Origin of the sequence: Marinobacter salinus (assembly GCF_001854125.1) — a bacterium.
GTDB lineage: Bacteria > Pseudomonadota > Gammaproteobacteria > Pseudomonadales > Oleiphilaceae > Marinobacter > Marinobacter salinus.
On sequence record NZ_CP017715.1, the window covers coordinates 2,026,641 to 2,046,408 of the forward strand.

At 59.1% G+C, this 19,768-nt stretch carries 16 protein-coding genes; 11 read left to right on the forward strand and 5 right to left on the reverse strand.

The annotated features are described in order from the left end of the window. Positions 1-5: 5 nt before the first annotated feature. On the reverse strand, positions 6-1,088 hold the full coding sequence (locus tag BKP64_RS09225; protein WP_070973627.1) for an efflux RND transporter periplasmic adaptor subunit: 1,083 nt from the start codon (positions 1,086-1,088) through the stop codon (positions 6-8). 330 nt (positions 1,089-1,418) lie between these two features. On the opposite strand from BKP64_RS09225, the gene ilvG reads away from it, so the two are divergent. Further along, a complete protein-coding gene (gene ilvG / locus BKP64_RS09230) occupies positions 1,419-3,119 on the forward strand; it encodes an acetolactate synthase 2 catalytic subunit (protein WP_070968869.1) in 1,701 nt (566 codons plus the stop codon). Between the two features lie 47 nt (positions 3,120-3,166). Further along, positions 3,167-3,463 (forward strand): ACT domain-containing protein, encoded by a 297-nt coding sequence (locus tag BKP64_RS19090; protein WP_227515576.1) that lies wholly within the window; start codon positions 3,167-3,169, stop codon positions 3,461-3,463. On the opposite strand, the gene BKP64_RS09235 is transcribed toward BKP64_RS19090, so the two are convergent. The 3 genes from BKP64_RS09235 to BKP64_RS09245 are packed head-to-tail and all read right to left on the reverse strand — an operon-like array spanning position 3,378 to position 6,514. Then, a complete protein-coding gene (locus BKP64_RS09235) occupies positions 3,378-4,559 on the reverse strand; it encodes an acetyl-CoA C-acyltransferase (RefSeq protein ID WP_070968872.1) in 1,182 nt (393 codons plus the stop codon). The two genes, BKP64_RS19090 and BKP64_RS09235, sit on opposite strands and share 86 nt — an antisense overlap. 17 nt (positions 4,560-4,576) lie before the next feature. Continuing rightward, positions 4,577-5,728: an acyl-CoA dehydrogenase family protein gene (locus BKP64_RS09240; RefSeq protein WP_070968875.1), complete on the reverse strand. Its 1,152-nt coding sequence runs from the start codon at positions 5,726-5,728 to the stop codon at positions 4,577-4,579. A 24-nt stretch (positions 5,729-5,752) separates the two neighbouring features. After that, complete coding sequence (locus BKP64_RS09245; RefSeq protein WP_070968878.1) at positions 5,753-6,514, reverse strand: 3-hydroxyacyl-CoA dehydrogenase; 762 nt, start codon at positions 6,512-6,514, stop codon at positions 5,753-5,755. 104 nt (positions 6,515-6,618) lie between these two features. On the opposite strand from BKP64_RS09245, the gene BKP64_RS09250 reads away from it, so the two are divergent. The 8 genes from BKP64_RS09250 (at position 6,619) to BKP64_RS09285 (ending at position 16,130) form a co-directional block, all read left to right on the forward strand. After that, on the forward strand, positions 6,619-7,062 hold the full coding sequence (locus tag BKP64_RS09250; RefSeq protein ID WP_070968881.1) for a MerR family transcriptional regulator: 444 nt from the start codon (positions 6,619-6,621) through the stop codon (positions 7,060-7,062). Between the two features lie 26 nt (positions 7,063-7,088). Continuing rightward, positions 7,089-8,255 carry an isovaleryl-CoA dehydrogenase gene (locus BKP64_RS09255; protein WP_070968883.1) on the forward strand — a complete coding sequence of 389 codons (1,167 nt, stop codon included), beginning with the start codon at positions 7,089-7,091 and terminating at the stop codon, positions 8,253-8,255. 206 nt (positions 8,256-8,461) lie between these two features. Next, positions 8,462-10,069: a carboxyl transferase domain-containing protein gene (locus BKP64_RS09260; RefSeq protein WP_070968886.1), complete on the forward strand. Its 1,608-nt coding sequence runs from the start codon at positions 8,462-8,464 to the stop codon at positions 10,067-10,069. 14 nt (positions 10,070-10,083) lie between these two features. Then, a complete protein-coding gene (locus tag BKP64_RS09265; protein WP_070968891.1) occupies positions 10,084-10,890 on the forward strand; it encodes an enoyl-CoA hydratase-related protein in 807 nt (268 codons plus the stop codon). Between the two features lies 1 nt (position 10,891). Then, positions 10,892-12,886, forward strand: a complete 1,995-nt coding sequence (locus BKP64_RS09270) for an acetyl/propionyl/methylcrotonyl-CoA carboxylase subunit alpha (protein WP_070968894.1) — start codon at positions 10,892-10,894, stop codon at positions 12,884-12,886. Then, the gene (locus BKP64_RS09275) at positions 12,886-13,791 is read left to right on the forward strand and encodes a hydroxymethylglutaryl-CoA lyase (protein WP_070968897.1); all 906 of its coding nucleotides are present in this window, start codon (positions 12,886-12,888) and stop codon (positions 13,789-13,791) included. The genes BKP64_RS09270 and BKP64_RS09275 overlap by 1 nt, the downstream gene beginning before the upstream one ends. Positions 13,792-13,809: 18 nt before the next feature. Then, positions 13,810-14,388, forward strand: a complete 579-nt coding sequence (locus tag BKP64_RS09280; RefSeq protein ID WP_070968900.1) for a peroxidase-related enzyme — start codon at positions 13,810-13,812, stop codon at positions 14,386-14,388. A 53-nt stretch (positions 14,389-14,441) separates the two neighbouring features. Continuing rightward, a complete protein-coding gene (locus BKP64_RS09285) occupies positions 14,442-16,130 on the forward strand; it encodes an AMP-binding protein (protein WP_083329192.1) in 1,689 nt (562 codons plus the stop codon). Between the two features lie 62 nt (positions 16,131-16,192). Here BKP64_RS09285 and BKP64_RS09290 read toward each other — a convergent pair whose 3' ends face one another. Continuing rightward, positions 16,193-17,464, reverse strand: coding sequence for an MFS transporter (locus BKP64_RS09290; RefSeq protein ID WP_070968902.1), 1,272 nt, complete (start codon positions 17,462-17,464; stop codon positions 16,193-16,195). Between the two features lie 219 nt (positions 17,465-17,683). On the opposite strand from BKP64_RS09290, the gene BKP64_RS09295 reads away from it, so the two are divergent. Next, positions 17,684-19,669, forward strand: coding sequence for a hypothetical protein (locus tag BKP64_RS09295; protein ID WP_070968905.1), 1,986 nt, complete (start codon positions 17,684-17,686; stop codon positions 19,667-19,669). The last annotated feature ends 99 nt before the right edge of the window (positions 19,670-19,768 follow it).

Consider the following 19,768-nt stretch of genomic DNA (forward strand, 5'->3'; position numbering starts at 1 on the left):
CGTCTTTACCCCCGGTCTTCAGCAGCGTCAACAGGTCGAACCCGTTCGCCTACACTGACAAAACCACCCCCGCGAGTAATCAGCCGTATCTCCTCCGGCAAGCCGGTTACCCAGGCCCCATCTGTGGAAACACTCAGCAACTTGACGGTTCTGAACACCACGCGGTTATCCTCACCCACATACTTGACGCCGGGCCGGCCATCATCCCCCAGAGAAAGGTAGGCCGGCGATATGAACATCGCTTTCACCTCCGGCAAGGCAATTCGTAAACTGGCACTGCCCCCGGCGACACGATGAAGCTCTGGATTCTCTATGGCAATTTCCACCGCAAAGCTGCGGGTTTGCGGGTCTGCAGCACTGGCAACAAAAGTTACGATGCCGTCGAGCTGCTCCCCGGCCAGAAGATCGACGCGTACCCGCTGCCCCGGAGAAACATCGCCCACGGATTGTTGGGGAACCTGCCCAATCGCCTTCAGGCGATCAATACGTACCAGTTCAAACAGCGGTGACCCCACCTGTACCAGACTGCCCGGGTCCACGTATTTGCCATTGATGACGCCATCGAAGGGCGCTTTCGGGCTAAGGTGGGCGACATTGAGCCTCGCCGCAGCCAGCTCTGCAGTCGCCGCAGCCAACTCACTTTCCAGGTTGAGCAGTTCCGACTGGGAAGCCAGGTTAGCCGATCGCAGCTTCCGGGCGGCGGCCAGGTCTGCTTCCAGTTTTCGTGTGCGGGCCTGCCAGCGCTCAACCACTGCCTGACGACCATCATCAGAGAGTGAGAGTAACGGTTCTCCTGACTGAACCTGCTCGCCAAGACCCACCGCGATGCGCCCAACCGTCCCGGCAACCCGGGCACTGATGGTTACGGAGTGCCAGGGCTCAAGCTGTCCCTGCAGGAGAATTCCCGGCTCATGCAGCCGGGCCGTAAGTGTCTGTACCTGCACGCTGGTGCGCTGCGGCTCACCCTTTTCCTGACGATCAGGGGCTCGATCGCTGGCCACCTTGACCTCGCCCGTCGCCATCCAGATCACCAGGGCGACAACAACCAGCAGTGACAACCCCAGGGAACCCCACTTTGCTTTACTCATGAAACGCTCGCAGTGCATCAAATCCGTGATTGGAAGCGGGAAAATAAGACCCGATAAAAAAACCGGCAAGAAAACAGTTGCAACTGATTTGAACCGTGGGGTAGATTCTACAAAGAAATTTTTACGAATTCAGAGCAGATTGCTTATTTTATGAATCTCAACGCAGTGATTGTCCTTGTGAAGCTTGTCCTGGTGGTCGTGGTACCGTCCGGGGGCTTTTGCGTGGACAAGCGGGTGAGATAGCAACAACCTGACAAAACACCAAAAGCCCCCGGCACCGAAAGGTCCCGGGGGCTTTTTTTTGCGGCAAAGAAAAAGGGAAAAACGACCATGAACGGCGCACAGCACATTCTTGACGCGTTCCACCGCCACGACATCAACACCGTTTTCGGTTATCCGGGCGGCTGCATCATGCCACTATACGATGCGCTGGTAGACGATGTTGGAACGGAACACGTGCTCTGCCGCCACGAGCAGGGTTGCGCCCTCGCAGCCGATGGCTATGCGCGAGCCAGCGGCAAGCTGGGCGTATGCATTGCCACCTCAGGCCCGGGCGCTACTAACCTGATTACCGGCGTTGCCAACGCTCACCGGGATTCCATCCCCATGCTGGTCATTACCGGCCAGGTACCCTCCAGCCTGATTGGCACCGATGCGTTCCAGGAAACCGACGTTCTTGGCATGACGCTGGGTATTGTTAAGCACAGCTACCTCGTGGATACGGCTACTGATCTTCCCGCGATCCTGGAGGAAGCCATTCATCTGGCCCAAAGCGGTCGCCCGGGGCCGGTATGGGTCGATATTCCCAAAGACGTCCTGCTGACCGAAGCTCCGTCAGCGTCATTTGAGGACTCAGGGACCACCCCTGAAACCAGCCCCGACCTTTCCGAAACGCTGGCCCTGTTGCGCACGGCCCACAAGCCCCTGCTATACAGCGGCGGAGGCATCAGCCTGGCGCACGCCGAAGACAGCTTCCGTGCCTTTGCCGACGTGTCGGCCCTGCCGAGCGTTGTCACCCTCAAAGGTATCGGCAATAACGGCAAACACAGCGCCCACCACCTGGGCATGCTGGGAATGCATGGCTCCCGGGCGGCAAACCGTGCGGTGGACGAGTGCGACCTGTTGCTGGTGATCGGTGCCCGTCTTGATGACCGGGCCACCGGAAAACTGGACACCTTTGCACCAAATGCGCGGATGATCCACATCGACGCCGACCCTGCCGAGATCAACAAACTGCGCCCCGCTGACCTTGCTTTACGCGGCGACCTGAACAGCCTCCTCAAGGCATTGACCGCAGAGTTAAAAGCCGCGCCCCTGGCCATCAGTGACTGGCAGCAGCAGTGCCGCACCTGGAACACCACGGGCGGATTCAGTACGGCAGACAACGAAGAACCTTTGGCCCCGATCACCGGCCCGGCCTTCGTCCGTCAAATGTCCCGCATCACGCCGGACAACACCGTCATCGCATGCGACGTTGGCCAGCATCAGATGTGGGTGGCCCAGCACTACCAGTTCGACCACCCCCGCCACCACCTGTCCAGCGGCGGCCTGGGCACCATGGGCTTTGGCCTGCCCGCCGCCATCGGCGCCCAGTTTGCTGACCGCAACAGCACCGTTATCAACGTTGCCGGTGACGGCTCGTTCATGATGAACGCCCAGGAGCTCGCCACCGTCCGGCGGTACAACCTGCCTCTGAAAATGATCGTCCTCGATAATCAGTGTCTGGGCATGGTCCGACAGCAGCAGGAGCTGTTCTACAATAACCGCGAAAGCCAGATCGACCTGGACGACAATCCGGACTTCGTCGCCATGGCCCGAGCCTTCGATATCCCTGCCCTGTACATCGAACGCACGGACCAGATTCGCCGCGGCATTGAAACTATCCTCGCCTACAACGGCCCCATGCTGCTGCACGTTGCCATTGCCCGCGAGGAAAACGTCTGGCCCATCGTCAAACCCGGCGCCGGCAACCGAGACATGATTGATGAAACCAAACGCACCATAAAACCCCAAAGGGAGCATATCGCATGAACCCGCAAAATCAGCCATCGATACCAAGCTATACCCTCACCTGCCAGATGAGTTATGAAACCGCAGCGCTGGAACGGCTGTGTCAGGTGGTGAGAATCCGCGGGTTCCGGATCGCAAAAATGGCTGTGGAGAGCGCAGGCGAGCACCTGGACATCATGCTCACACTGGAGGGCACCCGGCCAATTGCCATGCTGCAGGCGCAGCTGGAAAAGCTGCATACAGTGACGGAAGTCGCCTTGGGCACCCAAGGCGACGAAATCAGATCAACTCAATCGCCACCGCCGTACCTTCCCCACCACCAATACAGAGTGAGGCCACACCGCGTTTCAGGCCCCGCTGCCTGAGAGCATTGATCAGGGTGACGATGATCCGGGAGCCCGATGAGCCGATCGGGTGCCCCAGAGCACAGGCTCCGCCATGGACGTTCACTTTCTCAGCCGGAAGCTTGAGCTCATTGATCGCCGCCAGAGTCACCACCGCAAAAGCCTCATTAATTTCGAACAGATCGACATCACCCACGGACCACTCTGCCTTTTTGAGCACCTTCTCAATAGCGCCAATCGGCGCAAGGGTAAACTCCGAGGGCAACCGGGCATGGGTGGCATGGGCTACAATCCGCGCTTGTGGCGTCAGCCCGCGCGCATCGGCCTCCGCTGCTGAGGCAAGCACCAACGCAGAGGCGCCGTCGCTGATGGAGCTGGAGTTGGCGGCCGTGACCGAGCCATCTTTGGCGAAGGCCGGCTTCAGGCTGGGGATTTTCTCGGGTTTGGCGTTGCCCGGCTGCTCGTCGATCTCTACCTCGGTGTCGCCGCCACGACCGGCAACAGTCACTGGAACAATTTCGTCACGGAACCAGCCGTTTTCGATGGCGGCAAGGGATTTCTGCAGCGAGCCAATGGCAAACTCATCCATCGCCTGCCGGCTGATGTCGTACTTGTCCGCGGTACGCTGGGCAAACACGCCCATCAAACCACCCTCATAGGCATCTTCAAGACCGTCCAGGAACATGCTATCCAGCACCTGACCATGCCCCATACGCATACCGGCACGAGCCTTGGGCAGCAGATACGGCGCCTGGCTCATGTTCTCCATACCGCCGGCAATCATGATGTTATTCGTGCCCGCCTTGATCTGGTCGTGGGCCATGATCACCGCTTGCATGCCGGAGCCACACATCTTGTTGACGGTGGTACAACCTGAGCTGTCCGGAATGCCCGAAGCCCGTGAGGCCTGCCGCGCCGGCGCCTGCCCGAGACCGGCTGGCAATACGCACCCCATAATGACTTCCTGAACGTCCGCAGGCTGAAGCCCGGCACGCTCAATGGCGGCCTTGATAGACGCCGCACCCAACTGCGGAGAGCGCACCGAACTCAGCGAGCCCATCATGCCGCCCATGGGTGTCCGGGCCGAACCTGCAATCACTACGCTGTTGTCACTCATAATCGTTCCTCACTCAATCAGGCTTTGCCCAGTACCGACCGGGCAATAATTTCTTTCATCACTTCCGAGGTGCCGCCGTAAATCCGCTGCACCCTGGCGTCGATAAAATTCCGGGAAATCGGATATTCCGTGGTGTAACCGTAACCGCCGAACAACTGCAGGCAGCCATCTGCTACGCGGCACTGCATCTCAGTGGCGCTGTACTTGGCCATGGAAGCAGTCGGGGCATCCAGTTCGCCCAGGTCGTACTGGCCAATACACTGGTCCACGAATGCCTTGTTCACCCGGTAATCGGTTTCCATGCGGGCGATTTCAAAACGGGTGTTTTGCAGTTGGGCCAGTTTCTGACCAAACAGTTCCCGCTCCTGGGCATAGGCGATTGTAAGGTCGAGGGAGCCTCGGGCGGCGGCCACACCCAGGGCACCGATCACCAATCGCTCCCGGGGCAGTTCACGCATCAGGTACATAAAGCCCTGCCCTTCCTCACCCAGCAGCGCAGAAGCCGGGACGCGCATATCCGAGAAGAACATCTCGGAGGTGTCACCGGAATGCTGGCCGATCTTGTCCAGATTCCGGCCCTTGCTATAGCCCGGCAGTGAGGTATCCACCAGAAACAGGCTGATGCCACGGGCACCGGCTTTCGGGTCAGTCTTGGCGGCCACGATCACCATGTCTGCATGCTGGCCGTTGGTGATGAAGGTCTTCGAGCCGTTAACGATATAGTCATCGCCATCTTTCACGGCACTGGTGCGAATCGCCTGCAGATCACTGCCGGCGCCAGGCTCGGTCATCGCGATGGCGCCCACCGCCTCCCCGGAAACCAGCTTTGGCAACCATTGCTGACGCTGTTCCTCGTTGCCCATGTGGCTGAGGTAGGGCGCGACAATATCCGAGTGCACCATCACATTAGTGGACAGCGCGCCGAATCCCATGCGGGCGAGCTCTTCACCCACCACCACCGAGAACTGGAAAGGCGCACCGATGCCGCCCCATTCTTCGGGCACGTCGACACACAACATGCCAGCGTTGCCGAGGGTGTTCCACAACTCCCGGGGCACCAGGCCGGACTTTTCCCAAGCCTCGTAGTGTGGCGTCACTTCCTTTTCCAGGACCTTGATGACAGAGTCCCGGAACATCGCCAGTTCTTCTTTATCAACAGACATAGTCATGAATGTCTCCTGCAATTGAATGCTTCACTTGGGCGCCATGCGAAGCGCGCAGTCCAGACGAATCACTTCGCCGTTGAGGATCGGATTGCGCACCATCTGGTCCACCATCATGCCGAACTCTTCCGGCTTGCCGAGGCGTTTCGGGAATGGCAATGTGGCCGCCAGGCTTTCCTGAACTTCCTCGGGCATACCTGCCATCATGGGGGTCATGAACAGGCCCGGTGCAATCGTATTTACACGGATACCCTCGCGAGCCAGCTCACGGGCCGACTGCAGGGTCAGCGACACCACACCACCCTTGGAGGCACTGTAAGCCGCCTGGCCGATTTGCCCTTCATAGGCCGCCACCGATGCCGTATTGATGATCACCCCCCGCTCGCCATCCGCATTCGGCTCGCGCTGGGCCATATCCGCCGCCGCCAGGCGCAGGATGTTAAAGGTGCCTATCAGGTTTACCTGAATAACCTTGCTGAAGTTCTCCAGGGGCATCACACCGTCACGGCCCAGAATCTTCGAGGCGGTGGCAATACCGGCACAATTCACCGCAATACCACAGGGGCCATGGGCCTCCCGCGCCGCTTTGATGGCCGCCTCGGCACTCTCCGGAGAGCTCACGTCACACTCCAGAAAGATTCCACCGATGTCCGCGGCCACTTTTTCACCCTGCTCTTTCTGCAAGTCCAGAATCGCGACCTTACACCCGGAAGCGGCCAATGCACGGGCCGCACCTTCGCCCAGCCCGGAAGCCCCGCCTGTTACAATGGCTGCCACATTATTAAATTCCATCGTTCACTCCCCTTTTCAGGATTCTGTTTGTTAGAAATCGGACCCTAAAACTACTTTACGTTTACGTAAACTTTATCTAACCTAAGTCTAAAAAGGAAATCGTCATGACTGAAAAAAGAAACTTCAGCATCAGCGAGCTCTCACAGGAGTTCGATGTAACAACGCGAAGCATTCGTTTCTACGAAGATCAGGGCCTACTCAAACCCAGACGTCGCGGTCAGACCCGTATCTTCAGCACGAAAGACCGGGTACGCCTGAAGCTGATTCTCCGTGGTAAACGCATGGGCTTTACTCTTGCCGAAACCAAGGAACTTTTTGACCTGTGGGACGAGACCCTGACAGGCAATGAAAAACAGCTGCTGAAAATGCTGGAAATTCTGGAAGGCCGGAAATCCATGCTGGAGCAGCAGAAAAACGATATCGCACAAGCGGAAATGGAAATCGACACCGCCGAAACGCGGTGCCGGGAAGCTCTTACCGAGCTCCAAAAAAGAAAGAAACAGCAGGCCCCGGCCAACGACGAAGCCAGGCAGACCGCTGAACACTAATAACAGAAAACCAAAGGTAGCCAACGATGAAATCACAGTACTCAGAGCTCAATTTCGGCCTTGGTGAAACCCTCGACATGCTCCGTGAGCAGATCAACGGCTTCGCCGCTTCCGAAATCGCACCCCGCGCCGAGGAAATCGACCGCAACAACGAGTTCCCCATGGACCTGTGGCGGAAAATGGGCGACATGGGCCTGCTGGGTATCACCGTGAGCGAAGAATACGGCGGCTCCGAGATGGGCTACCTGGCGCATGTGATCGCCATGGAAGAAATCAGCCGCGCCTCTGCCTCCGTTGGCCTCTCCTACGGTGCCCACTCCAACCTGTGCGTGAACCAGATTCACCGCAACGGCACCGAAGAACAGAAACAGAAATACCTGCCGAAGCTCGTCAGTGGCGAACACATCGGTGCGCTGGCCATGTCCGAGCCCAACGCCGGCTCCGACGTTATCTCCATGAAACTCAGCGCCAAAGACGCCGGAGACCACTACGTCCTCAACGGCAACAAAATGTGGATCACCAACGGCCCGGACGCGCACACCTACGTCATCTACGCCAAAACTGACATCCAGGCCGGCTCCAAAGGCGTTACCGCCTTCATCGTAGAGCGCGACGCACCGGGTTTCAGCCGCCATCAGAAGCTCGACAAACTGGGCATGCGCGGCTCCAACACCTGTGAACTGGTGTTCGAAGACTGCAAAGTTCCCAAGGAAAACGTCCTCGGCGGCGTTGGCAACGGCGCCAAGGTCCTCATGAGCGGCCTCGATTACGAGCGCCTGGTGCTTTCAGGTGGTCCACTGGGCATCATGCAAGCCGCTATGGACGTGACCGTTCCTTATATCCGCGAGCGCAAACAGTTCGGCCAGGCCATCGGCGAATTCGAACTGGTACAAGGCAAAGTCGCGGACATGTACACCTGGATGAACACCGCCAAATCCTACGTTTACATGGTCGCCATGTCGGCTGATCGCGGCGAAACCACCCGTAAAGACGCCGCCGGCGCCATCCTCTACTCCGCCGAAATGGCCACCAAACTGGCCCTCGACGCCATCCAGCTGCTCGGCGGTAACGGTTACATCAATGAGTACCCGACAGGTCGCCTGCTTCGGGACGCCAAGCTCTATGAAATCGGCGCGGGCACTTCAGAGATTCGCCGCATGCTGATCGGTCGCGAGCTGTTCCTGAACAAGTAAAAAAGCAGCTTCAAGCCAGAGGCCAACCAAAGCCCAACCGCTTTGGATGGCCTGTACCCAAAGTACGACGAGGGACTGGCGGGGTGTCGCTCCGGGAATGTTGAAGGCCAAGGATGGCCGGAAACAAGCGCACATGGACGTGCTAGTAGCGGTTCCCGGAGCGACACCCCGCCAGTCCCGACGCCCCGAACCTCGAGGCCCGGAAAATGACGATACTGCAAAGCAAAATAAACCCAAGGTCTGACGAATTCCAGGCCAACCAGGAATCCATGGCGCAAGCTGTGGCAGACCTGCGGGACAAAGTCTCCACCATCCAGCAAGGCGGCGGCCCCTCTTATCAGGAGCGCCACATCGCCCGCGGCAAACTTCTCCCAAGAGAGCGTATCAATCGCCTCCTGGACGACGGCTCCCCTTTCCTGGAAATCGGCCAGTTCGCCGCCTACAACGTCTACGGTGAAGAAGTCCCCGCAGCCGGCGTGATTGCGGGCGTGGGTCGCGTCTCCGGCACCGAGTGCATGATCATCGCCAACGACGCCACCGTTAAGGGCGGCAGCTACTACCCGCTGACCGTGAAAAAACACCTGCGGGCCCAGGAAATCGCCCTGGAAAACCGTCTGCCCTGCATCTACCTGGTGGATTCCGGCGGTGCCAACCTGCCCCGTCAGGACGAAGTCTTCCCGGACCGGGACCATTTCGGGCGCATCTTCTACAACCAGGCCCGCATGTCTGCTGACGACATCCCGCAGATTGCCGTTGTCATGGGCTTGTGCACCGCCGGCGGCGCCTATGTACCTGCCATGGCTGACGAATCCATCATCGTTCGCAACCAGGGCACCATCTTTCTGGCCGGACCACCGCTGGTAAAAGCCGCCACGGGTGAAGTCGTCACGGCCGAAGACCTCGGCGGTGCTGATGTGCACTGCAAGATTTCCGGTGTTGCCGATCATTACGCGGAAAACGACGCCCACGCCCTGGAAATTGCCCGTCGCAGCATCTCCAACCTGAACCGGTGCAAGCCAGTCGATGTAAAAATCCGCAAGCCCAAGGCACCGCTGTACAACGCTGAAGAAATCTACGGCATCGTCGGCACCGATCTGCGCAAGCAGTTCGACGTGCGTGACGTCATCGCCCGCATTGTGGACGGCTCCGAGTTCGACGAATTCAAACGCTATTATGGCCAGACCCTGGTCACCGGCTTCGCCCATGTTCACGGCTACCCGGTCGGGATCATCGCCAACAACGGCATCCTGTTCAGTGAAGCCGCCCAGAAAGGCGCTCACTTCATCGAACTCTGTTGCCAGCGCAACATCCCGCTGCTGTTCCTGCAAAACATCACCGGCTTCATGGTCGGCCAGAAATATGAAGCCGAAGGCATCGCCAAACATGGTGCCAAGATGGTCATGGCCGTGGCCTGTGCCAACGTGCCCAAGATCACCGTACTGATCGGCGGCAGTTTCGGCGCCGGCAACTACGGCATGTGCGGCCGCGCCTACAGCCCCGACTTCCTGTGGATGTGGCCGAACGCTCGAATCTCGGTCATGGGTGGCGAACAGGCCGCCGGCGTACTGGCTCAGGTCAAACGCGAAGGTATGGAACGCAAAGGCCAGGAGTGGACCACCGAGGAAGAGGCCGAGTTCAAGCAACCGGTCATCGACAAATATGAGGAACAGGGCCACCCCTACTACGCCAGCGCCCGGCTCTGGGATGACGGTGTCATTGACCCGGCCCAGACCCGGGAAGTCGTGGCACTCAGCCTTTCAGCCACCCTCAACCGGCCGGCGAAGCCCACGCGCTTCGGCGTGTTCCGCATGTAATCGGGAGACCTGCCATGACAGAACAAGAGAATGCGGTTCTGATCAAGCACCGCGCCAAGGGCGTGACCGAGGTCGTGCTGAACCGCCCGGACAAACGCAATTCCTTTGATGACGTAATCATCCAGCAGCTGATCACCGCCCTGGAAGAAGTTCAGGCCGACCAGGACACCAAGGTGGTTGTCCTGCGCTCCGAGGGCAAGCACTTTTCCGCAGGCGCGGACCTCGGCTGGATGCGCCGCATGGCTGACAACACCCGCCAGGAAAACCTGGATGACTCGCGGGAGCTGGCCCGGCTGATGAATGTGCTGAATCACCTGTCCAAACCGGTGATCGGCCTGGTTCAGGGTGCCGCCTTTGGTGGCGCGGTGGGCCTTGCCGCCTGCTGCGATATTGTCATAGCTACGGAAAAATCCAGCTTTTGCCTGAGCGAAGTGAAGCTGGGCCTGATTCCTGCGGTTATCAGCCCCTACGTGGTTCGCGCTATTGGTGAACGGCAGGCCCGCCGGTATTTCATGTCAGCCGAGATTTTCAATGCCCGACAAGCCGAGCACTACGGCCTCGTTCATATCGTCTGCGACGATGTCGGCGCCATGGAGAGCCGCTGCGACGACATGATCCAACAACTCGCCCAGAACGGTCCGGAAGCCATGACAGCCGCCAAGGATCTGGTGTTCGCCGTCAGCCACAAACCGATTGACCACGCCGTGATTGACGATACCGCACACCGCATCGCTGATATTCGCGTGGGTGCCGAAGGGCAGGAGGGCTTGAGTGCCTTCCTGAACAAGCGCCGCGCCAACTGGATTCCGGAGAGCAAGTGATATGTTCAGCAAAATACTGATCGCTAACCGGGGCGAAATCGCCTGCCGGATCATACAGACCGCCCATCGCATGGGTATCCGTTGCGTCGCGGTTTACTCCGATGCCGATGCCAGTGCCCGCCATGTTGCCATGGCAGACGAAGCGTTTCACATTGGCCCTGCAGCCAGCTCCGAGAGCTACCTGCGAGCCGACAAAATCATTGAAATTGCCAAACAGAGCGGTGCCCAGGCCATCCACCCGGGCTACGGTTTTCTCTCGGAAAATACCGGATTCGCCGAAGCCTGCGAGGCCAATGATCTGGTTTTCATCGGGCCTCCGTCGTCCGCCATCGCTGCCATGGGTTCCAAATCGGCCGCCAAGGCCATCATGGAAAAGGCCGGCGTCCCTCTGGTGCCAGGCTACCACGGTGATGACCAGTCCCCGGAGACCCTCCGTGCCGAAGCCGTAAAGTGCGGCTTCCCGCTGTTGCTGAAAGCCGTTGCCGGCGGCGGTGGTAAAGGCATGCGCGTGGTCGAAAACATAGGCGAGTTCGACGACGCCCTCGCGGGCGCCAAACGGGAAGCCCAAAACGCGTTTGGCAACCCTGACATGCTGATCGAGCGCTACCTGACCCAGCCACGACACGTCGAGATCCAGGTATTCTGCGACAGTGACGGCAACGGCGTGTACCTGGCCGAGCGGGACTGCTCCGTGCAACGCCGCCACCAGAAGGTATTGGAAGAAGCTCCGGCCCCGGGCCTGAGCGAAGAAACCCGCAAAGCCATGGGTGAAGCGGCCGTAAAAGCCGCCCAGGCGATCGACTACGTCGGTGCCGGCACGGTCGAGTTCCTGTACGACGTAGACGGCTCCTTCTTCTTCATGGAGATGAACACACGCCTGCAGGTTGAACACCCGGTCACCGAAATGGTCACCGGCCAGGATCTCGTGGAGTGGCAGCTTAAAGTGGCCTGGGGTGAACCCCTGCCCCTGGAACAGTCCCAGGTGAAAACCCGCGGGCACGCCCTGGAAGCCCGTATCTATGCGGAAGACCCGGACAACGATTTCCTGCCGGCCACGGGCAACCTGCGTTACCTGAGCACGCCCGATGAAAGCGCCCATGTGCGGGTCGACACCGGCGTCACCGAAGGTGACGACATCAGCATCCATTACGACCCCATGATCGCCAAACTGATCGTGTGGGACGAAACCCGGGACCAGGCCATCAACCGCATGGTTCAGGCGCTGGAGAATTACCGGATAGCCGGAGTAAAGACCAACATCCGGTTCCTGCACGCACTGGCCGATGCCCAGCCCTTCCGGGAAGAGGAACTCACCACCAACTTCATCAGCGCCCACGAGGAACTGCTGTTCCCGAAATCCCGACTGGATACCCACAAGGCACTGGTACTGGCGGCCGGCTTCGTACTGGAAGAGCGCAAATCGTCAGAGCCTGTCACCGCGGACCCCTGGTCCCCGTTCGGACGCAAAAACAGTTGGCGCATGAACTCCGAATACGCCCAGCCACTGCAACTTCAGGTGGGCGACGAGATTCACGATCTCAAGATCCTGGAGCGGGACGACCGCTATCAGGTGTTCGTGGGCGACAGCGTTTATCACCTGAACGCCAAGCTGGATGAGGACTATCTGCAGGCGGTCATCAACGGCCACCGCATCAGCATCCACGGTAACCTGCACAATGAAGAACTGGTGCTGTTTTATGAAGGGGATACCTTCAAGTGCACCGTTTACCGGGAAACCTACGGTTTCGAAGATATGGCAGGCGAAGGCAGCCTGGCGGCCCCAATGAACGGCGCCATCGTTGCGGTACAGGCCAAGGTCGGCGATAACGTCACCGCCGGCCAGACCCTGGTCATCATGGAAGCCATGAAGATGGAACATGCCATCAAGGCTCCGGCCGACGGCGTGGTGAGCGAGATCTTCTTTGCCGAAGGCGATCAGGTCTCCGAGGGTGCGGAGCTGATTGCCATCGAAGTGAGCGAACAGGAGTCAGAATAATGGCCTTTCCCAAGCACGTAAGGCTGGTGGAAATGAGCCCCCGGGACGGACTTCAGAATGAGCCCGGCCCGGTCATCGCCACCGGGATCAAAACTGGCCTGATCAACCGGCTCGCCGATTGCGGCCTGACTCACATCGAGTCCGCCAGCTTTGTGTCCCCGAAATGGGTACCGCAGATGGGGGATGCCGCCCAGGTTATGGCCGGCATCAAACGCAAGGCGGGTGTCCGTTATTCGGTGCTCACCCCCAACCTCAGGGGCTTCGAGAACGCACTGGCGGCCGGTGTGGACGAAGTCGCCGTGTTCGGTGCCGCCTCCGAGTCCTTCAGCCAGAAAAATATTAACTGCTCCATCGCCGAAAGCCTTGAACGCTTCATGCCGGTCATGGAAGCGGCGAAGCAACACAACATTCCTGTTCGAGGCTACGTCTCCACCGTTCTGGGCTGCCCTTACGAGGGCGACATTGCCCCGGAACAGGTGGCAAAAGTGGCAAAAGACCTGGCCGACATGGGCTGCTACGAAATTTCACTCGGCGACACCATCGGCGTGGGCACGCCGCTCAAGGCGAAACGCATGCTGGAAGCCGTCGCCGCCCATGTACCCATGGATAAACTGGCTGCCCATTTTCACGATACCTACGGCCAGGCCCTGGCCAACCTCTATGCGGTCCTGGAAGAAGGTGTCTCGGTAATTGATGCCTCCGTGGCAGGCCTTGGCGGCTGCCCCTACGCCAAAGGTGCCTCTGGCAATGTTGCCACTGAAGACGTGCTATACCTGCTGAACGGGCTTGGCATCGAAACCGGCGTGGATCTGGACAAACTGGTGGCAACCGGTGAGTGGATTACCCATGAGCTAAATCGCCATAACGGTTCCAAAGTGGGGCAAGCCCTCGGCGGCAACTGCTGAAGCAAACAAGGAGTATTCATGAGCAATAACAAGAACGTCGTCGCCCTCGATCTTCCCATTCCGGACATTGCGGACATGCCGGAAGATACTCAAAAGTACTTCCAGATCTGCCAGGAAAAGCTGGGCATGGTCCCTAATGTACTGACTGCCTACAGCCAGAACCTCAAACAACTGGACGGCTTCACCCGACTTTACAACGAGCTGATGCTGGGCGAAGGCGAACTCAGCAAGCTGGAACGGGAAATGGTGGCGGTCGTAGTCTCGTCCGAGAACAAGTGCTTTTACTGCCTGGTGGCCCACGGAGCCGCCGTGCGGGTGCTGAGTGGTGATCCGACACTCGGCGAGCACATGGTGATGAACTACCGCACGGCGAACCTGGACAAGCGCCAGCGGGCCATGCTCGATTTTGCATCCCACCTTACCCGCTCGCCGGCCTCCGTCACGGAAAAGGACATTCAGGCACTGCGCGATGCTGGCCTCAGCGACCGCGCCATCTGGGACCTTAGCAACCTGATTGGGTTCTACAACATGTCCAACCGGGTGGCCATCGCCAGCGATATGCAACCGAACCCCGAGTATCACAAACAGAGTCGATAGCAGGTTCGCAGACCTGCTCGTTTCCGAATACAAAAACAATGGAGGCAGAGACCATGAGCAAGACTCTTCCAAGCTATACCAGCGGCACTTCAGAGAGCCCGCTGCTGGGCATGACCATCGGCGACATGCTGGACCGCACCGCCGCACAATATCCGGATACCGAAGCCCTGGTGTGTCTGCATCAGGACATCCGGTGGACCTACCGTGAGTTCGTGGAAAAGGTCAATGAAGCCGCCCGCGCCTTTATGGCCATCGGCGTAAAGCGCGGCGACCGGGTGGGCATCTGGTCGCCCAACCGTTACGAATGGACCGTGACCCAGTTTGCCACCGCCAAAGTGGGCGCCATTCTGGTAAACATCAACCCGGCCTATGGCATGCATGAGCTGGAATACGCCATGAACCTCGCCGGTATCAGCGTTCTGGTTACCGCTGACAGCTTTAAAGCCTCAGATTACCGGAAGACACTTTACGACCTCGCGCCCGAACTGAAGGCCAGCGCTCCCGGCAAGATCAAGGCCCGGCGCCTCGCCGACCTGCGTGCCGTGATCAACCTGGACACCGACAAGCACGACGGTATGTGGACCTGGAACGAATTCGTGAAATTTGGCGATGACGTCAGCCAGGCAGACCTGGACAAAATTCAGGACAAACTCCAGTTCGACGACCCGATCAACATCCAGTTTACCTCCGGCACCACCGGCAACCCAAAAGGCGCCACCCTCACTCACCACAACATCCTGAACAACGGGTACTTTGTGGCCGAGAGCCAGCGCTTTACTGAAAAGGACCGCCTGGTGATCCCGGTGCCCCTGTACCACTGCTTCGGCATGGTGATGGGTAACCTGGGCTGCATTACCCACGGCTCTACCATGATCTACCCGGATGAGGGCTTTGAGCCGAAATCCGTGCTTCAGGCCGTGCACCAGGAAAAGGCCACCGCCCTTTACGGTGTGCCCACCATGTTCATCGCCGAACTGGGAGATCCGGAGTTTGAAACCTACGATCTGTCCACACTACGCACCGGTATTATGGCCGGCTCCATCTGCCCCGCAGAGGTGATGAAGAAGGTCAACGGCAAGATGAACATGAAAGAGGTTCAGATTGCCTACGGCATGACCGAAACCAGCCCGGTTTCCACCCAGACCAGTTCACTCGACCCGTTCGAGAAGCAGGTCACCACTGTGGGCCGCACCCAGCCACACCTGGAAACCAAAATCGTGGATCCCGGCACCGGCAACGTGGTTCCCCGGGGCGAAATCGGAGAGCTATGCACCCGCGGCTACAGCGTGATGCTGAAGTACTGGAACAACGAGGAAAAAACCCGCGAAGCGATCGATAGCGCGGGCTGGATGCATACCGGCGACCTGGCCACCATGGACGAGGACGGCTACATCCAGATCGTTGGCCGCATCAAGGACATGGTCATTCGCGGCGGGGAGAACATCTACCCGAAAGAAATCGAAGAGTTCCTCTATACCCACCCAGCCATCGAGGAAGTACAGGTAACCGGCATTCCCGATGAGAAGTACGGCGAAGAACTGATCGCCTGGGTGAAACTGCGCCCGGACGCGGATCCTGTAGACGCAGAGGATCTCCAGGCCTTCTGCAAGGGCCAGATCGCCCACTTCAAAATCCCGAAGAACTACAAGTTCGTGGATGAATTCCCGATGACTGTCACCGGGAAGATCCAGAAGTTCAAGATGCGGGAGATTTCAATTGAGGAGATGGGGCTGAAGAAATAACCAGCTTCCCGACTCCATTGAAACCAGAAACCCCGGCTTTTGCCGGGGTTTTTCTTGAGCCGCTATGGTTCTTTGCCCTCGCTCGGTGCATACCCGAACGGCTCACCCTCTTCGTTCTGAAGCTGGTAATCGTACGCCGCCTGCAGCCCCGTCTCTTCTTCAACCTCCTCATCGGACTCCTGCTCTATGTAGCGCGGATACAGGGGTGAAAACATGGCCACCAGAATGCCAATCGCCGAGAACATGGCAAAAGCATCGGAGTACCCGAATTCATTCACCAACAAGCCGACGAGAGGCGAACCGGTTGCCTGCCCGAGCGACACAGCCATAAACGGCAACACCGGCCCCATCGATAACCGTCCAGGCAACAAGCGGATGCCAGTCATCAGATAGAGCCCTGTCAGACTCATGTAAGCCAGGCCGAAGACCAGGGCGGAGAATGTCGCGATCGCCAGATTACCCGGGCTTGCGGCCAGCAATGCCAGGCTCGCGGACAACATCATCAGCATCAGTGCCTGGGTAATCGGCGGATTATTGCGATCAGCCAGATCAGCCACCACAGCACCGCCAAGGCCAGCAATACCAACCCCCAGCCACAACCAACCGGTTGCGTCGGACGACAGGGCACCGAGATTGACGACCAGGTCGGGTGCAAAGATCCAGTACGCAGCGGAGACGAAGCCCATCATGAAGGCAAACAGTGAGAGCCTGAACAGGCGGAACCACTGCAGCGTGGTGATCGCAGGAGGTGGAGCCGCATTTGACGGCGTGACACGGGAAACGGAAGGGATGAAAAACCAAGTGGCAAGCACTCCGATGACCGCCAGAACAGCAAAGGACGCATAGGCATAACGCCAGGCTCCGGTCAGGAAAAGAACCGTCGGTACAGCAACGACCACGCCAATGCTGGTGCCCGCGTTCATCACCGAGCTGACCCGCCCGTGCAGGGAACGTTTCACCACCACCTGCATGGCCGCCGTCAGGGCCGGCATCATCAGTCCTGTGCAGATGCCACAGGCGAACACACCCACGCCGAGGGATAAAGCACCGGAGGCCTGGCTGATCAGCGCCAGCCCGACGGTACCGAAACCACCGGACAGCAGCGCGGTGTTGCGAGCGCCGAGACGATCCGCAGATAATGGTGCAAAGATCGTGGCGAGCACGAAGCTGATGAGCGGCAGCGCGCCAATGATACCGATCACGTCCGGCGTCAGCTCCAGCTCCTCACGGATCGGGGGCACGAACAGACCGAAGGCGAACCGCGCGAGTCCGTAGCTGATCGCGATTAGCGCTGCGCCCAAGAGTGCAAAAACGGTGCTTGAGGGAAACTTCATTCCACCTCCGCAGGACAGCAGTCGAGGATTGCAGTCTTTATCTTCCTGATTGTACTCAGCGTAGACTGCAACGAAACCATGGGCCAGAGTTGTATCAGGGATAACGGGACTGGATACACGCCGCAGTTCTGGCCACCATAGGCAAAGACGACTACAGTCAGACCGTTGGCCGGACCAGCAACACCCGCGCCGGCCCCAACACAACCTGGAGTTGAAGCTATGAGGCGCCCAGTCGAGAACCCTGAGCTCGGGCCGGCATTGATGCATTTTGATATGGCGCTGGCCGACTTTGCCCGCACCCGTCGTGCCGACCCTCAGTCCTCCAGCCTGGGACTGCTGGAGCGCGCCCGAATGCTGATGACCTTGCCGGGCGGCTTTGACGCCCTGTACCGGCGGGTCCGCTCGCTGGAGTCCGCCGGCATCTTCGGTGCCAGTGATTGGGCTCAACCGGCCATCCTGCAGCCGGCGCTGGCCAAGTATTCCCTGCGCCAGGCCGGTGCTGTGACGACCATCGTAGAGGCCATCAGCGAGCTACGCATGCTTGCCGTCAGCCGGGGTGATTACTTCCACCCCGGAATTTCTGCAGAACAGGCACGCTATTTTCTCACCCAGGTTATGGCGTTGAACCTGGACCTGCTGTCCGGGCAACTCACCGAAGCCGACCGGGAACGCCCGAAACAGCTCGGTATCATTGTTCAGGAACTCTACCGGTATCTGATTTCCCATCTTGGCTATGAAAGCCTGCTGGACAGTTTGGTGGCGGAAGTCTGGCGACTGCTGGACCAGGGCCCCGTTCAGGTCGAGAGCATCTGCGAAATGATCAGCCAGATCGCCAAGTGTCTCTATGACCCCAAAATAGAAACCCCCAGCAACGCCAACGCAACCCGCCTGGTCAACGCGCTGTTTGCGCCCACACCGGGCAGCGTCGAGGACCCGGGCCTGCAGATCTATGAGCAGCGACTGGCGAAGATGGACGACAAAGCCCTCGACACAGAGGCCACCCACTTTGCCCGCAGCATGCACGACACCGGCCTGGCATCCTCTTACCACGCGGTCATGCTCCGGTTCCTGCGCAGCAATGACAGGGACGACCTGATACCTGCCACGCTGGGGCTGACCATGACCGGCCTGGATGATCTCTACTGCTACACCGAGCTGGTTCATACCCTTATCGATGAAGCCATATACCCGGAAACCTGCCAGGCTGTTTATGGTCTTACCATGATGCTGGAGCGAGGTTCACTGTTCACGCCATCCGTGGCCCAGGCCCTGTGGCGGCAAATCAAACTCCGCCCCTCGGCAGAGAACGCACACACCCTTCAATTGGCCTTTGGCATTGCCCGGCCGCCCCGGGTATTCCTGCTGGCCGGTGTCCTCAACCTTCTGGGGCAGCCACTGGGCGTGGGCCAGGGCAACAACCCGAGCTGCCAGTCAGCAATCGGCCTGTCGGTTTGGGCCGCCAACGAGGCCGATTATCTGCTTCAGGTTCTGACCTGGGCAGCCCGGGACAATGAAGTGCTGAGTCGATTCGAAGGGCAGGAAGTCTCTTCCAGGGATCTGAAAGCCGGGTTAGTAAAAGAAACACCGGTCAATGTGGACCCAGTATCGCTGGTCCTCATCCCTCACCTGGACCGCCTCTATGGGGAAATGTGGCGCCGCTGTGAAAACCGGGACGATGACGCCCACCGCTGGATCAACCCGGAATTCTATGGCTGGTGGGTCAGCCACGGGTTCTGCGTGGTCGCGGATATCCATACCGGCGAGGTGCGCGACTATGAAGGCTTCATCCGGCATTTCTATGCCAGCTATCACCCTTTTTACAATGGCCACATGCCAGTCATCCACGCGCAGCCGGCCGGCATTGCCGTGACCGATAGCGCCGCCCGATTTGTTGGCCGCCACGCCATCAATATCCTGAGGGTCGGGCTTAGCCCCAGTAACGAGATGCGGGTTTACTTCTTCAACCCCAATAACGACAGCGGCCAGGACTGGGGCCAGGGCATTACCTGCTCCACTCAGGGCCACGGCGAATTTCGCGGCGAAGCCTCGCTGCCCATTGCAGAATTCACCTCCCGCCTGTATGCATTCCATTACGACACCCTGGAGCTGGGAGACCTATCGGCCATACCGGATGAGGAAGTTTCACGTATCATGGAGCTTGGCAACGCCAGCTGGGCCGCATCACCTGAGACACCGCCGCACTGAGGGCACACGGGAAAACGGCTAATCCTGCTGCCAAAACACAACTGCAACCAATTGTTCAGCGATTCCTGTTATTGTCAGCGTTCGCTCAAGAGGATCATT